General features: G+C 66.0%; 14 protein-coding genes. 9 read left to right on the top strand and 5 right to left on the bottom strand.

Annotation, left to right across the window (positions count from 1 at the left end; translation table 11 throughout):
• The first annotated feature begins 36 nt into the window (after window positions 1-36).
• The 6 genes from AC5Y4C_RS09175 (at window position 37) to AC5Y4C_RS09150 (ending at window position 8,360) form a co-directional block, all read left to right on the top strand.
• Window positions 37-1,611 carry a carboxyl transferase domain-containing protein gene (locus AC5Y4C_RS09175; protein WP_499908828.1) on the top strand — a complete coding sequence of 525 codons (1,575 nt, stop codon included), beginning with the start codon at window positions 37-39 and terminating at the stop codon, window positions 1,609-1,611.
• Between the two features lie 2 nt (window positions 1,612-1,613).
• On the top strand, window positions 1,614-3,599 hold the full coding sequence (locus AC5Y4C_RS09170; protein WP_500008321.1) for an acetyl/propionyl/methylcrotonyl-CoA carboxylase subunit alpha: 1,986 nt from the start codon (window positions 1,614-1,616) through the stop codon (window positions 3,597-3,599).
• A gap of 96 nt (window positions 3,600-3,695) precedes the next feature.
• Window positions 3,696-4,856, top strand: a complete 1,161-nt coding sequence (locus AC5Y4C_RS09165) for an acyl-CoA dehydrogenase family protein (RefSeq protein ID WP_499962404.1) — start codon at window positions 3,696-3,698, stop codon at window positions 4,854-4,856.
• Window positions 4,857-5,093: 237 nt separating this feature from the next.
• Window positions 5,094-6,167, top strand: coding sequence for a pyruvate dehydrogenase (acetyl-transferring) E1 component subunit alpha (gene pdhA, locus AC5Y4C_RS09160; protein WP_499962402.1), 1,074 nt, complete (start codon window positions 5,094-5,096; stop codon window positions 6,165-6,167).
• A gap of 1 nt (window position 6,168) precedes the next feature.
• Window positions 6,169-7,221: an alpha-ketoacid dehydrogenase subunit beta gene (locus AC5Y4C_RS09155; protein ID WP_499962400.1), complete on the top strand. Its 1,053-nt coding sequence runs from the start codon at window positions 6,169-6,171 to the stop codon at window positions 7,219-7,221.
• Window positions 7,218-8,360, top strand: coding sequence for a dihydrolipoamide acetyltransferase family protein (locus AC5Y4C_RS09150; RefSeq protein ID WP_499962398.1), 1,143 nt, complete (start codon window positions 7,218-7,220; stop codon window positions 8,358-8,360). The genes AC5Y4C_RS09155 and AC5Y4C_RS09150 overlap by 4 nt, the downstream gene beginning before the upstream one ends.
• 81 nt (window positions 8,361-8,441) lie before the next feature.
• Here the strand turns inward: AC5Y4C_RS09150 and AC5Y4C_RS09145 are convergent, their stop codons facing one another.
• The gene (locus AC5Y4C_RS09145) at window positions 8,442-9,197 is read right to left on the bottom strand and encodes an enoyl-CoA hydratase (RefSeq protein ID WP_499908816.1); all 756 of its coding nucleotides are present in this window, start codon (window positions 9,195-9,197) and stop codon (window positions 8,442-8,444) included.
• 61 nt (window positions 9,198-9,258) lie between these two features.
• Between AC5Y4C_RS09145 and AC5Y4C_RS09140 the strand changes: the two genes are divergently transcribed.
• Both AC5Y4C_RS09140 and AC5Y4C_RS09135 read left to right on the top strand, forming a co-directional pair.
• The gene (locus AC5Y4C_RS09140; RefSeq protein ID WP_499962396.1) at window positions 9,259-10,323 is read left to right on the top strand and encodes an NAD(P)H-dependent amine dehydrogenase family protein; all 1,065 of its coding nucleotides are present in this window, start codon (window positions 9,259-9,261) and stop codon (window positions 10,321-10,323) included.
• A gap of 16 nt (window positions 10,324-10,339) precedes the next feature.
• Window positions 10,340-11,728 carry a purine-cytosine permease family protein gene (locus AC5Y4C_RS09135; RefSeq protein ID WP_499962394.1) on the top strand — a complete coding sequence of 463 codons (1,389 nt, stop codon included), beginning with the start codon at window positions 10,340-10,342 and terminating at the stop codon, window positions 11,726-11,728.
• Here AC5Y4C_RS09135 and AC5Y4C_RS09130 read toward each other — a convergent pair.
• The 3 genes from AC5Y4C_RS09130 to fdxA are packed head-to-tail and all read right to left on the bottom strand — an operon-like array spanning window position 11,725 to window position 12,961.
• Window positions 11,725-12,168 carry an SRPBCC family protein gene (locus AC5Y4C_RS09130; RefSeq protein ID WP_499962392.1) on the bottom strand — a complete coding sequence of 148 codons (444 nt, stop codon included), beginning with the start codon at window positions 12,166-12,168 and terminating at the stop codon, window positions 11,725-11,727. The genes AC5Y4C_RS09135 and AC5Y4C_RS09130 overlap by 4 nt on opposite strands.
• A 19-nt stretch (window positions 12,169-12,187) precedes the next feature.
• Window positions 12,188-12,616 carry a pyridoxamine 5'-phosphate oxidase family protein gene (locus tag AC5Y4C_RS09125; RefSeq protein ID WP_499962390.1) on the bottom strand — a complete coding sequence of 143 codons (429 nt, stop codon included), beginning with the start codon at window positions 12,614-12,616 and terminating at the stop codon, window positions 12,188-12,190.
• Between the two features lie 3 nt (window positions 12,617-12,619).
• A complete protein-coding gene (gene fdxA / locus AC5Y4C_RS09120; protein WP_499962388.1) occupies window positions 12,620-12,961 on the bottom strand; it encodes a ferredoxin in 342 nt (113 codons plus the stop codon).
• Between the two features lie 788 nt (window positions 12,962-13,749).
• Between fdxA and AC5Y4C_RS09115 the strand changes: the two genes are divergently transcribed.
• On the top strand, window positions 13,750-14,013 hold the full coding sequence (locus AC5Y4C_RS09115; RefSeq protein WP_499962386.1) for a hypothetical protein: 264 nt from the start codon (window positions 13,750-13,752) through the stop codon (window positions 14,011-14,013).
• An 80-nt stretch (window positions 14,014-14,093) separates the two neighbouring features.
• Here the strand turns inward: AC5Y4C_RS09115 and AC5Y4C_RS09110 are convergent.
• Window positions 14,094-14,614: DUF3303 domain-containing protein (locus AC5Y4C_RS09110; RefSeq protein ID WP_500008318.1), on the bottom strand; the 521-nt coding region annotated here is incomplete at its 5' end.

Raw genomic sequence — 14,614 nt, 5'->3', positions numbered from 1 at the left:
GTTAGTCATCATTAACTCACTGTCAGGGACACAGACGTGGCACCTCGAGCTTCCTACCGCGACGAGCATCTCGCGTTGGTCGCTCAATTGCGCGAGAAGCTGGCCGCGGCGGCACTCGGCGGCCCCGAACGCGCCCGTGCGCGCCACGTCAGCCGCGGCAAGCTCTTGCCGCGTGAGCGTGTCGACGGTCTGCTCGACCCCGGAAGCCCGTTCCTGGAGCTGTCACCGCTGGCGGCAAACGGCATGTACGACGACGAATCCCCGGGTGCCGGCATCATCACCGGGATTGGCCGAGTGTCGGGCCGCGAATGTGTCATCGTCGCCAACGACGCGACCGTCAAAGGCGGCACCTACTACCCGATCACGGTCAAAAAGCACCTGCGCGCCCAGGAAGTCGCGCGGCAGAACCGGCTGCCGTGCATTTACCTGGTCGACTCCGGCGGCGCGTTTCTGCCGCGGCAAGACGAGGTGTTCCCGGACCGCGAGCATTTCGGCCGGATCTTCTACAACCAGGCGACCATGAGCGCCGAAGGCATCCCACAGATTGCGGCGGTGCTCGGCTCGTGCACCGCGGGCGGTGCCTACGTGCCGGCGATGAGCGACGAGGCGGTGATCGTCCGCAATCAAGGCACGATCTTTCTGGGCGGCCCGCCGCTGGTGAAGGCGGCGACCGGCGAAGTGGTGACGGCTGAAGATCTCGGCGGCGGCGACCTGCACTCCAAAACCTCCGGCGTCACTGACCATCTCGCGCACGACGACCGCGACGCGCTCCGCATCGTGCGACGGATCGTGTCGACGCTGGGTCCGCGCCAGCCTTACCTGTGGGACGTCGCGCCGACCGTCGACCCGATCGCCGACCAGACCGAGCTCTACGACGTCGTGCCGATCGACTCACGAGTGCCCTATGACGTCCACGACGTCGTCACCCGCATCGTCGACGGCGGCGAATTCGCGGAGTTCAAGGCGGAATACGGGACCACGCTGGTCACCGGCTTCGCTCGGATACACGGCCATCCGGTCGGTGTCATCGCGAACAACGGCGTGCTGTTCAGTGAATCCGCCTTGAAGGGAGCGCATTTCATCGAACTCTGCGACAAGCGCATGGTGCCGTTGCTGTTTCTGCAGAACATCTCCGGATTCATGGTGGGCCGCGACTATGAGGCCGGTGGCATCGCCAAGCACGGCGCCAAGATGGTCACCGCGGTGGCATGCGCGCGGGTGCCCAAGCTCACGGTCGTGATTGGCGGCTCCTACGGCGCAGGCAACTATTCGATGTGTGGCCGGGCCTACTCGCCGCGGTTCCTCTGGATGTGGCCCAACGCGCGCATCTCGGTGATGGGTGGCGAGCAAGCCGCATCGGTGCTCGCCACGGTCCGCGCCGACGCCCTGGAAGCGGCCGGTACGACGTGGTCGGAGGACGAGCAAGAGGCATTCAAGGCGCCGATCCGCGCGCAGTACGAAGAGCAAGGCAATCCGTACTACTCCACCGCCCGGCTGTGGGACGACGGCGTGATCGATCCGGCCGACACCAGAACCGTTCTGGGCCTGGCGCTTTCAGTAGTCGGTCAAGCGCCGGTCGAGTCGGTCTCCTACGGCGTCTTCCGGATGTGATCATGGACTTCGACACGGTACTGGTGGCCAACCGCGGTGAGATCGCGGTACGAGTCATCCGCACACTGCGCAAGATGGGCATTCGCTCAGTCGCGGTGTACAGCGACGCCGACGCCCACGCGCGTCACGTCGCCGAAGCCGACGTCGCCGTGCGGATCGGACCGGCACCCGCTCGTGACAGCTACCTCGACATCGACGCCGTCGTAACCGCCGCACGCCGCACCGGTGCACAGGCGGTTCACCCGGGTTACGGCTTCCTCTCCGAAAACGCGGAATTCGCTGCGGCTCTCGACGCGGCGGGCATCGCGTTCATCGGGCCGCCGACCGCGGCGATCAAGACGATGGGCGACAAGATCGCCGCGAAGGCGACGGTGTCGGAGTTCGGGGTGCCGGTGGTGCCCGGGGTAGCGCGGCCGGGCCTGACCGACGATGACCTGATTGCCGCCGCCGCGGACATCGGATTTCCGGTGCTGGTCAAACCGTCGGCTGGCGGCGGCGGCAAGGGCATGCGCGTGGTGCGCAATCCCGACGACCTTCCAGCCGCACTGGTCTCTGCACGCCGGGAATCGGCCGCCGCGTTCGGTGACGACACCTTGTTCCTGGAGCGATATGTCCTGTCGCCCAGGCACATCGAGGTCCAGGTCTTGGCGGACCAGTACGGCAACGTCGTGCACTTCGGCGAGCGGGAATGCAGCTTGCAGCGTCGGCATCAGAAGGTGATCGAAGAAGCGCCGTCGGCGCTGCTCGACGACGCCACCCGAGCCCGGATCGGCGCCGCAGCGTGCGCCACCGCCCGCAGCGTGGACTACACCGGAGCCGGCACAGTCGAATTCATCGTCTCCGCCGACCGCCCCGACGAGTTCTTCTTCCTGGAGATGAATACACGCCTGCAAGTCGAGCACCCGGTGACCGAAATGGTCACCGGCACCGACCTCGTCGAATGGCAGGTCCGCATCGCCGCGGGGGAGAAGCTTCCCGTCGCCCAAGACGACATCACGCTGCAAGGGCATGCGATCGAGGCACGCGTGTACGCCGAAGACCCGGCGCGGGGGTTCCTTCCCACGGGCGGGCCGGTGCTCGACGTCCTCGAACCCCAGATGCCCGGCGTGCGGGTGGACTCCGGTCTGGTCGCCGGCATGGAGATCGGTAGCGACTACGACCCCATGCTGGCCAAAGTGATTGCCTTCAGTGCTGACAGGACCGCTGCGTTGCGGCTGCTCGACCGTGCGCTGGCCAACACCTCTGTGCTCGGCGTGGTCACCAACGTCGAGTTCCTCCGGTTCATGCTGAACGATCCCGACGTGGTCGCTGGTCGGCTCGATACGGGGCTGCTGGACCGACGGGTCGGCGACTTCGCCGCGGCCGCACCGTCGGACGACCAGTTGATCGCCGCGGCCGCATACCGCTGGCTCACCGCATGGGGCAGCGCAACCGATGACCTGTGGACTCAGCCGTCGGGGTGGCGCGTCGGCGACACAGCACCCACGAGTATCCGACTGCGCACCGGTGATCGTACCGATCACGTCCACCCCACCGGGCGTCCACAGCATGCCACCGCTCGGGTCGAGGACGGCGAAACCCATTCGCTGACAGCGACTTTGGCGGGTCGGCACCTGACCGTCACGCTCGACGGGGTACGCAGCGAGTACGCGGTCGCCAGCACCGACGGGCATATCTGGTTGGCCGGCCCCGGCGGCACCGTCGAGATCGCCGAAGTGCAAGAGGCGGCGGTGCGGCCCGACGACGAGCACAGCGGCGACGCCCAACTCAGCAGCCCGATGCCCGGCACCGTCGTCGCCGTCGGCGTCGAGACCGGACAGCCGGTCGCCGCAGGGACGGTCGTGGTCACGGTGGAAGCGATGAAGATGGAGCATGCACTGACGGCGCCGATCGACGGGGTGGCTGAACTTTTGGTCGGCGTCGGCGACCAAGTCAAGGTGGGTCAGGCGCTGGCCCGGATCACTCAGCGCGGACATGGCGACAGCTGACAACGAGGCCGCCCGATCGCGACTGTGCGGATTTGGACGCCGTCAGCGGCGTGTCGCATACGAAACCGCACAATCGAAGGCCGAAGAGGAGCAATCATGACGGACTTCCTGTCCACCGGCACGCTGCCTGACCATTACCAGCAGCTCGCAAAGACGGTGCGCGACTTCGCGCAAAGCGTGGTGGCACCGGTGGCTGCCCGCCACGACGCGGAGCATTCGTTTCCCTACGAGGTGGTTGCCGGCATGGCCGACATGGGACTGTTCGGCCTGCCGTTCCCCGAGGAGTACGGCGGGATGGGCGGCGACTACTTCGCGCTGTGCCTGGCCCTCGAAGAACTGGGCAAGGTGGACCAAAGTGTGGCGATCACGTTGGAGGCCGGCGTGTCGCTTGGCGCGATGCCGGTGTACCGCTTCGGCAACGACGCGCAGAAGCAACAGTGGCTGCCGCAGCTCACCAGCGGGCAGGCGTTGGCGGCCTTCGGGTTGACCGAGCCGGGCGGCGGAACCGACGCGGGCGCAACGAAAACCACTGCTCGGCTCGACGACGGGCACTGGGTGATCAACGGCAGCAAGCAGTTCATCACGAACTCGGGCACCGACATCACCAAGCTGATCACCGTCACCGCGGTCACGGGGAACACCGATGGGCGCAAAGAGATCTCGTCGATCCTCGTGCCGGTCCCCACTCCCGGCTTCACCGCCGAGCCGGCCTACAACAAGGTCGGGTGGAACGCATCCGATACCCATCCGCTGAGCTTCGACGACGTGCGCGTGCCGCAAGAAAACCTCCTGGGAGAGCGCGGCCGCGGATACGCGAACTTCTTGCGCATTCTCGACGAGGGCCGAATCGCAATCGCCGCCTTGTCGGTTGGCGCCGCGCAGGGCTGCGTCGACGAGTCGGTGAAATACGCCAAGGAGCGGGAGGCGTTCGGCCAGCCGATCGGGCGCAATCAGGCGATCGCGTTCAAGATCGCCCGCATGGAGGCGCGTGCACACACCGCGCGCACCGCCTACTACGACGCCGCCGCGCTCATGCTCGCAGGCAAGCCGTTCAAGAAGCAGGCCGCCATCGCCAAGATGGTGGCCAGTGAAGCCGCGATGGACAATGCCCGCGACGCCACTCAGATCTTCGGCGGCTACGGCTTCATGAACGACTTCGCTGTAGCGCGGCACTACCGCGACAGCAAGATCCTCGAAATCGGGGAAGGCACCACAGAAGTGCAGCTGCTGCTGATCGCGCGAGAAGCCGGACTGTAACGAATTGATTGCTCCGCGGTAACGGCCCCAGGTTGAAGCCGCCTGCTGGTCACGACACGGTCGGCCGGCACGCATCATCCGGCGAAGTCGTCGATCTTGAGCGCATAATGGCGGCAGCGCCAGTGCTACGGCGGGCTTCGGCGGACCGGCTGCCAAGTTCCCACGTAGGCGTGTGGCGGGTTTGCTGAACCCGCCGGGGCAGTGACGCCGACTCAAGGTGCAACGTGAGGAGGCGGCGTGCCGGCAACGGTCGATCTCGAACCGGTCAGGCTGATCAAGCCGGACGGGCTGCCGACATCTGAAGCCAGGTACAGCCGGGCGCTGCCGGAGGAAACGCTGGCGTGGCTCTACGAAATGATGGTCGTCACCCGCGACCTCGACACCGAGTTCGTGAACCTGCAGCGACAGGGTGAGCTGGCGCTTTTCGCCTCGTGTCACGGCCAAGAGGCGGCGCAGATCGGTTCGGCGGCCTGTCTTCGCAAGACCGACTGGCTATTTCCGCAATACCGCGAACTCGGCGTATTCCTCCTGCGTGGCATCGCACCCGGCAAGATCGGCGCCGTCTGGCGGGGAACATGGCACGGCGGACTGGAATTCACCGCCAAGCATTGCGCGCCAATCGCGATTCCAATCGGCACGCATGGGCTGCACGCCGTCGGTGCGGCGATGGCTGCGCAACGCCTCGGCGAGGACTCCGTGACCGTCGCTTATCTGGGTGACGGCGCCACGAGCACCGGCGACGTCCACGAAGCACTCAACGTCGCAGCACTATTCGCGGCGCCATGCATCTTCTTCGTGCAGAACAACCAGTGGGCGATCTCGGTACCGGTGAGCCGCCAGGTGGGCGGCCCGTCGATCGCGCACCGCGCGATGGCCTACGGGATTGCCGGCGTTCGCGTCGACGGCAACGACCCACTGGCCTGCTTCGCCGTGATGGCCGAGGCGGCCGCCCGCGCCCGTGGTGGTGGTGGACCCACCTTGATCGAGGCGATCACCTACCGAATCGGACCGCACACGACCTCCGACGATCCGACGCGTTACCGGTCCGCCGACGAGGTGCGGCAGTGGGAGACGTTGGATCCCATCGCGCGCTACCGCACATACCTTCGCCATGTGGGGATTTGGACCGAGCGGCTGGACTCGCGAGTGGCGGCGCGTTCGGCACGGATGCGCGCCGAACTGCGTGCGGCGGTTGTAGACGCGGCGGACCTCGACGTCACGGACATGTTCAACACCACCTACGCCGACATCACCCCCGAACTTGCCGAGCAGCGACGGCAGCTTCTGAGCGAGGTGGCGAAGGAGGTGTGACATGACGCAGATGATCGACCGGCCCACGGCCACACCGGAACCGAGGCGCCCGAAACTCACCGAGGTGGGGTCCGCCACCAACGTCACCATGGTCGCCGCTATCAATCGTGCGCTGCTCGACGCGATGGCCGCCGACGAACGGGTGGTGGTTTTCGGCGAGGACGTCGCGCGGCTGGGTGGTGTCTTCCGGGTTACCGACGGTCTGGCTGAAACATTCGGCGAGCAGCGGTGTTTCGACACGCCACTGGCGGAGTCTGCGATCGTCGGCATCGCCGTCGGATTCGCACTGCGCGGCTTCATCCCGGTGCCGGAGATCCAGTTCGACGGGTTCAGCTATCCGGCGTTCGATCAGATCGTCAGCCACCTGGCGAAGTACCGTATGCGCACTCACGGCGACGTCGACATGCCGGTCACCGTTCGCCTGCCGTCGTTCGGCGGCATCGGAGCCGTCGAACACCATTCGGAATCCACCGAAACCTACTGGGTCCACACGGCGGGCCTCAAGGTGGTGGTGCCGTCGACACCCGCCGACGCGTATTGGCTACTGCGTCACGCGATCTCGAGCCGCGACCCGGTGATGTACCTCGAGCCGAAGCGCCGGTACTGGACACGAGGCGACATCGACCTCACCGAACCGACACCGCCGATCGGCCGCGCCGCGGTGCGACGTAGCGGAGAGGACGTGACGGTGCTGACCTACGGAGCCCTGGTACAGACCGCGCTGAGCGCAGCCGACATCGCTGCGGAGCGACACGACTGGAAGCTCGAAGTGATCGATTTGCGGTCGCTGAGCCCACTGGATTTCGACACCATCGCCGCATCGGTCACCAAAACCGGACGTGTGGTGGTGATGCACGAGGGCCCGCGCACCCTGGGTTTCGGCGCCGAGTTAGCCGCCCGCATCCAGGAGGAGCTGTTCTACGACCTCGAAGCTCCCGTATTGCGTGCTACCGGTTTCGACACGCCCTACCCGCCGGCCCGGCTGGAGAAGCTGTGGCTGCCCGGGCCGGACCGGCTGCTGGACTGCGTCGAGAAGGTGCTCGAGTCACCATGACAGACAACGTGTTTCGGGTCCCCGATCTCGGCGAGGGGTTGGAGGACGCGACGCTGACCAGCTGGAGCGTCGAGGTGGGCGACGTCGTCGAGCTCAATCAGACGCTGTGCACGCTGGAGACGGCCAAGGCGGAAGTCGAGATTCCCAGCCCGTACGCGGGCCGTGTCATCGAGCGCTGCGGCGAGCCCGGCGACGTGCTGCCGGTCGGCTCTGTCCTGGTGCGCATCGAGATGGAAAGCGTTGAGCCGCCGTCGCGTAACCCGGTGCTGGTCGGTTACGGAGCCGACGACTCGATGGACGTCAGCAGGAGGTCGTCGCGGCCCCGCGCGGCGCCGGCCGTCCGCAAGCTCGCCAAAGATCTCGAAATCGACCTCTCCGCGTTGTCGCCCGGGTCCGGTCGCAACGGCGTGATCACGCGCGAGGATGTGCTGGCATCTGCGGGTCCGGCGAATGAGGTGACCCGCGTCTCGGGCGTTCGCGCCCGGATGGCAGAGCGAATGACGCTGTCCCGCAGTCGAATTCCCGATGCGCACGCATGCGTGGACGTCGACGCCACGCGGCTGGTGCTGTTATGCGAGCGGTTCTCGGCGATGGGTGTCGACGTGTCGCCATTTGCCGTGATGTTGCGGTTCGTCACGCTCGCACTGACCCGGCATCCGGTGCTGAACTCGACATGGGTGGACGGTGAGGGCGAGCCGCAGGTGCACACACACCGCACCGTGAACCTCGGTGTCGCGGTGGCCACCGATCGCGGGCTGTTGGTGCCGGTGATCGCCGATGCGCAGACCAAAAGCACCCGCGAATTGGCTACGCGGCTGGCGGAATTGGTGCGCGCCGCGCGGGACAGCAGCATCAAACCCGCGGAGTTGCACGGGTCGACGTTCACTGTCTCTAACTTCGGCGCTCTCGGCTTGGACGACGGTGTGCCGGTGATCAACTATCCCGAGGCCGCGATTCTCGGGATGGGTTCGCTCAAGCCACGGCCGGTGGCCGTCAACGGCGCAGTGGAGGTGCGGCCCACGGTGAGGCTGACTTGTGCGTTCGACCACCGCATCGCCGACGGAGCCCAAGCCGCCCAGTTCCTCTGCGAGCTAAGGCAACTCGTCGAGACACCTGAAGCCGCCCTGCTCGACCTCTAGCCCGTTTCCCGCGAGCGTGCGCGTCTGCCCGCCGACACGCCGGGGCGGCATGTCACGCGGCGCACGCTCGCGGCAGGAGTTTCAGCGGCGCCGGGCGCCCGCCAGCCGGGCGGCGAACTCCGGCGAGCGAATCGACTCCGCCTGCGGGCCCACTTCGGCTTCCACCGCGAACGCATGCTGGTCGGTGTCCACGGACCCTGGGCTTATCGTCGCGCGCATCGTCGCCTTGGTGGCGATCACCACGTCGCGAGGTGCCGACGCAGGACCGGCCGCAAGCTCGAACGCCGCCGCGACGGGGTCGTCGGCAACCTTCAGCGCGACCCCGTGACGCACCGCCGCGTCGGCGTCGAACCGCATGCCGAACAGCAGCGCGGCCCGCGCCACCTCCGGCCCCGCCGCCCGCTGCAGCATCCACGTCATGCCGCCGCCTGGGTGGATGCCCAGCTTCTGGAACCGCGGGTCGAACAACGCCCCCGGCCCGGCGATCCGCACATCGCAGGCCAGCGCCAGGTTCAGCCCGGCCCCGACCGCTGGGCCGTTGACGGCCGCAACGGTGGGCAGCCCGCATTCGGCAACGGCCAGGAATCCGTCGTATAGCCGCCGTAGACCCTGCTCTTCACCGGCGCTACCGAGCGCCGACAGGTCAGCGCCGGCGCAGAACGCGCTGCCCGCTCCGGTGACCACGACCGCGTTCACGTCGGCGTCGCCTTCAGCGCGGGCCACGGCCGCGCGCAACGCATCGGAGATCTCGCCGGTGACCGCGTTGCGGCGATCCGGGTCGTTGACGGTGATCAGCGCGACGCGGTCGCGAACGTCGAACAGGACGGAATCAGACACCGGTCAACACTAGCGGTGGGCTAGATTCGTGCGCATCGCGTCGAGGCGCAAAGGAGCGGACATGGCGTTGCGGGTCATCCAGTGGGCCACCGGATCGGTGGGCAAGGCCGCGATCGACTGCATTCTCAACCATCCCGAACTCGAGCTGGCCGGGTGCTGGGTGCACTCAAAAGACAAGCACGGCAAGGACGTTGGGGAGATCATCGGCGCTTCACCCCTCGGAGTAGCAGCCACGTCGAGCATCGACGACATCCTCGCCACCGACGCCGACGCGGTGGTGTACGCGCCGCTCATCCCCGACGCCGACGAGGTCGTCGCGTTGCTTCGGTCCGGCAAGAACGTCGTCACCCCGGTCGGGTGGTTCTACCCACCGGACCAGGAGGCGGCGCCGCTGGCCGTCGCGTGCGAAGAAGCGAAGGTGAGCCTGCACGGCACAGGCATCCATCCCGGCGGCGTCACCGAGATCTTGCCGCTTGTATTCTCCGCCATGTCGTCAGCGGTGACCTTCGTTCGCGCCGAAGAGTTTTCGGACATCAGAACGTACGGCGCCGCCGACGTGGTCCGGCACATCATGTGCTTCGGCGGCTCACCCGAGGAGGCCGAAAACGGACCGATGCTCACGCTGTTGACCGGTGGCTTCAAGCAGTCGATTCACATGGTGCTGCAGGCTCTCGGGCTCGCAGGCCGAGCGGAAATCCGCACGGCGCACGACTCGGCCGTCGCGACCGCACCCATCGACTCGCCGATCGGACCGATCGAACCCGGCAAGGTCGCCGCCCAGCGGTTCTCCTGGGAGGCGGTTGTCGACGGCGACGTGGTGGTGCGCGCCGGCGTGAACTGGCTGATGGGGGAGGAGAACCTCGATCCGCCATGGTCGTTCGGCAGTGAAGGTGAGCGCTTCGAAGTGGAGGTGAAGGGCAACCCCGACACGTTCGTCACCATCAAGGGCTGGCAACCGGAAACCGTGGAGGCCGGGCTGGTGAGCAATCCGGGAATCGTTGCGACAGCGGCACATTGCGTCAACGCGGTGCCGTATGTGTGCGCAGCGCCCCCGGGGATCGTGACCTCGCTGGACCTGCCACTCGTCGCAGGCCGCGCCCACCCGCGCCTGCAGCGTCGAGCCTGACTCTCGCCACGCCGCGATGACCGATTCCCCGGACACGGCTAGCCCGTTGCGCGCATCGGCCTTTCACGGCCGCCGGCCCACCCGCTCGGGAGACCTCGCGGTTGAAACGCACGGCATCGCCCCCATTGGCCGCGATCAGCGGTACGGCAAGCCCGCGCGGCTGTTCACGGTCTGGTTTGCGCCGCAGGTGAACATGACCGGCGTCTTCACCGGCACGCTGGCGATCACGCTGGGGCTCGGCTTCTGGCTGGGGCTGCTGGCCATGGTCATCGGCACAGTGCTGGGTTCTCTCGTGGTCGGCTACCTTTCGACCTGGGGACCCCGTACCGGTGCGGCGCAACTGCCGATTTCCCGGATGGCGTTCGGCGCCGGCGTGGTGTTGCCCGCCGGGCTGCAGTGGCTGTCGTCGATCGCCTGGGACGGGCTGGTCGGCCTTTTCGGCGCCGACGCGCTCGCCGTCCTGCTGGGCCTTCCGTTCTGGATCGCCGTGTTGATCCTGTTGGCGGTGCAAGGTCTGGTCGGGTTCTTCGGGTACGAAGTCATCCATCGCGTGCAAGCGGTGCTTACGTTCGTGCTGCTCATCACGTTCGCGGTGTTCGCGATCAAACTTGCAAGCGGCCATCAGGTCGTCACACCCGCCGCTGTCGAAGGGCACGACCTCGCCGGGGCGTTCGTCCTGGAAGTGACAGTGGCTTTGAGCCTTGCCATTTCATGGGCCAGCTACGCAGCAGACTTCAGCCGCTATCTGCCTGCGGACTCGTCGCTGTCAGCGGTTTTCGGCTTCACGTTCGCCGGCATCGCGTCGGCCTACGTCTTCGTCCAGGGCATCGGTATTGCGGCGGCACCGGTGCTGTCGGAACAGACGTCGGAGGGCGTGCGCTCGGTGATGGGCGGCGGTGTGCTCGGAGCGGTCGCACTGCTGGTGATCGCCTTAGCGGCGATCGGGTCGGCGGCGATGAACGACTACAGCGGGTCGCTGGCACTGCAGACCGTCGGCATTCGCGTGCGCCGACCGGTGTCGGCGCTTGTCGTCACGGTGCTCGCGTTCGTGCTGATCCTCTGGCTGCATTCCGGGGACATGTCGAAACGTTTCCAGGATCTGCTGCTGCTGGTCAGCTACTGGATTCCCGGTTTCGTCGCGGTCACGGGGGTCGACTGGATAATCCGCACCCGTCGTCGCCACCTGCTCGACCCCGACAGCGAGCACACGGACCGTCTCGACGCTGTGGTGGCCTTGGTGGCGTTCGTCGTTGCTTATGGCGCTGCGGTGCCGTTCATGAACACGTCACTGATCGTGGGTCCGGTGGCACAGGCATGGCACGGCGCCGACACCGCGTATTTCGTCGGGTTCGTTGTGGCCGCAACGCTTTACGGCGGTTATCGGACGGTTCGGCTCAGACGCTAACCGGCGTTCTTCTGGCTCAATACGCGTTTGCGCAAGCCCTCGGTGGCCGTACCCATGACGCCTTTGGTGGCCTTCTTGATCAGGAACCCGGGCAGCGGGACCACGGGATCGACGGACAGCTCGAACCTGACGCGGGTCTTGTCGCCGTCCGGGGTCAGCGTGTAGCGCGCGTCTTGGGCTCGTTGCTGTTTGGCGCTGTTCAGCGTCCAGGACACCCCGTCGTCATGCCATGTGTAGTCCAAAATCTGTTCGTCGGTGATCCCGGCGGTCTTGACCTTCATTTTGGTGCGCACCGGACGACCCTGGTCGTCGCGCTCCAGCACCTCCGAACTCAAGTGCAGGTCCGACCATTCCGGCAGCGACTCGGGCTGCGTGAGCACCGCCAAGATTTCCTCAGGGGTGGCTTCGATGACGATTTCGCGGGTGTCGCTGACGGTCACGATGGGCAACGATAGCGGGTCAGGCCCAGCCGTGATCTGTCTCGGGTTCTGCGCCGAAGCGGAAGCGTCGCCCGCTGATTGCCGACGGGACGATCCTCACGTAGTGCCGCTTCACCGTCGCTGTCCACGGGAGCAGTTGCGCGCGTTCGGCTTCCGCGATCTCGGCTTCAGTGCGCAGTAGTTGCGCCTGGCCCTTCACGATCACGCTCCAGCCTTCTTCGAAGGTGTGATCGTCGACTTCGAACGCCACCCGACTGTTGGCCACCGTGGAGGCCAGCTTGGTTCCTTCCGCCGTGCGGAACAACACGGTGTGGCGCTGTACGACGAAGTTCACCGGGAAGATCTCGGGCTGACCCGACACGCTGGTCGCCAGTCGCCCCAGCGTCTTGCTGGCCAGCAGCTGCCAGCATTCCGGTTCGGCGATGACGGCGATGGCCTCGGCAGACAAGTCCTACTCCCGGTAAGGCAGGGAGGCGACGTACGAGGTGTCGACGCCGACGCGCCCGAGCGCGGTTGCGCCGCCGGGTGAACCGAGTGGGGTGCCGCGACCGGGCAGCGGCTCGTCGAAGAAACGCGCGTTGTCGGCCAGGTGCTGCAGCTGGTCCTCGGGAAGGTCGGTCTCGTAGTAAATTGCGCCAACCTCGCACACCATTCGGCAGGCGCCGCAGTCGACGCACTCGTACGGATTGATGTACATGCTGCGGTCGCCTTCGTAGATGCAGTCGACCGGACACTCCATGACACAGTCTTTGTGCATCACGTCGACGCATTCTCTGCCGATCACGTAGGTCATGCCCACAGCGTATGAGTTCTGCGGCGTCGGGAACCGGTGCGCAAAGCCCTTGTCTGAGAGGACCAATGGCCCTATTCGCATCCGGAGGACTGCGGTTCGGCCCGCCATTCGGTGACATGTCACAGACCGGCGGCTCCAGCGTGAAGAGGGTGGTGGGTGCGACGACGGGGCGGCGGGACGGATTCGTCATATCGCGTCGACGGCGGGATGGAGACAGCAAATTGGACTTCACATCAGCAATACGCAGGAGCAAACTTTCTTATGACGCGGTGCTCGTGAAGCCGTACGCGAGTCCCGTGATCGCCCAATATTTGGAATTCGCATCTACTCCTCGAACGGGGGGTCGCTAATGAGTGTGGCGTCGCTGAGTCAGGACCTCTACGGGTTTGCCATCGAGTTGCGCAAGCTTGCGTACACCATGCCCGGGGGCCAGGAAGACCCGCTCATTCGGCTCAGTGAGCGCATGGTTCGTTACGCGCGCGAACACGGTAACCAGGAGCCGCCCCCGAGGTAGCGCCCGAAACGGCGCGCTGACCGTGCCGATCCTCGTATGCTCCGGCTGTCAAATCGAACGGTGCAAGGGGAGGAGCGCGGTGATCAATCGGGGGATATCGGCGTCCGTTTTGGGAGCTGGCCTTATCGCCGGGATGTTCGCGTGCCCGGCACACGCGGACGACGGCGCGGACTACGTAGCTCCAGCGCCGCCGCCGGCGGAGCTCTACCAATTCAACTGGGTTGGTGGGACCAGCCCTACCACGTGGGCGGTCACGCACTGCGGGGTCCAGTGTTTGCACATTGCCGAGACGGGCGGCCAAACGGAGCCGTGGGAGGCGGACGCGTACGCGTTGAACGGCTACTGGACGATGTTCGTCAACCGGCTGGATTTCATCACCTGCGATGACGGCAGGAAGGTGGCCGCCGCTGCGCAGTACAACTGGGACGAGAACGGCAACGGCATGGTCAGCGCCGTCAATAGTGGCGAATGCGGGGACGTGCCGGGGCCGATTTCCGCAAACTTCACCCTGACGCCGCTGGCCTCGCCCGCGCCATAGCGAACCGGCAGGGACATCGGACGCCTCGACGCAACGGAAAGGGGCCACCCGTGACGAGCGGCCCCTCCCGTCTGCGCGGCTCAGCCGATCGAGTTTCTGAAGTCGATACCTGTCTGCGCCGCATCTGCCCATTCATTCATGTCAACCACGGGATGGATATGAAATGAGTTGAAGGGAAGGAACTTTGACGTTTCGGTGAGCAATTCTGTGGCGGAGTCCGTTTCGACGATTGCGAAACCGCCTTCACCATCGATCCGTCCGACGAATTGGTGGAAGGTCGTGCCCGCCGGAGGCTGCCACTTGGAAAACAGTTCAAGAGCGCGGCGCAAGGCCTCTTCGTTGTCTTTACCGGACGCGCCGAGCCGCGATGTCCACGTCATGGCGTACTTCATCAGAATTCTCCTAGCACTTGGCTGAACTAGTAAAGGTTGTGCAGGAGCCGCCAAATAGTGCCGTTCTGCACAGGCCAAAGTGTCCTCCGATGATGCGTGGTCCGTATGCCGAATTCGGAAGTCCGAATCAACTCTTTGTGGCCCCGAAAAGTTAGCCGCCACAACTTTTTTGCTTCTTTTGCTTAATTGCGGCGCAGTGGGGGTTGAGC

It is taken from the genome of Mycobacterium sp. NGS35 (assembly GCF_059812855.1).
Note: the sequence above shows the minus strand (reverse complement) of the source record. Positions and strands in the feature narration are given on the sequence as shown.

Excerpts from the sequence above, each read along its gene's own strand:
- AC5Y4C_RS09155 (WP_499962400.1), top strand. The coding sequence starts at position 6,169 with ATGACGCAGATGATCGACCGGCCCACGGCCACACCGGAACCGAGGCGC.
- AC5Y4C_RS09150 (WP_499962398.1), top strand. The coding sequence starts at position 7,218 with ATGACAGACAACGTGTTTCGGGTCCCCGATCTCGGCGAGGGGTTGGAG.
- AC5Y4C_RS09170 (WP_500008321.1), top strand. The coding sequence starts at position 1,614 with ATGGACTTCGACACGGTACTGGTGGCCAACCGCGGTGAGATCGCGGTA.
- fdxA (WP_499962388.1), bottom strand. The coding sequence starts at position 12,961 with ATGACCTACGTGATCGGCAGAGAATGCGTCGACGTGATGCACAAAGAC.
- AC5Y4C_RS09140 (WP_499962396.1), top strand. The coding sequence starts at position 9,259 with ATGGCGTTGCGGGTCATCCAGTGGGCCACCGGATCGGTGGGCAAGGCC.
- AC5Y4C_RS09165 (WP_499962404.1), top strand. The coding sequence starts at position 3,696 with ATGACGGACTTCCTGTCCACCGGCACGCTGCCTGACCATTACCAGCAG.
- AC5Y4C_RS09135 (WP_499962394.1), top strand. The coding sequence starts at position 10,340 with ATGACCGATTCCCCGGACACGGCTAGCCCGTTGCGCGCATCGGCCTTT.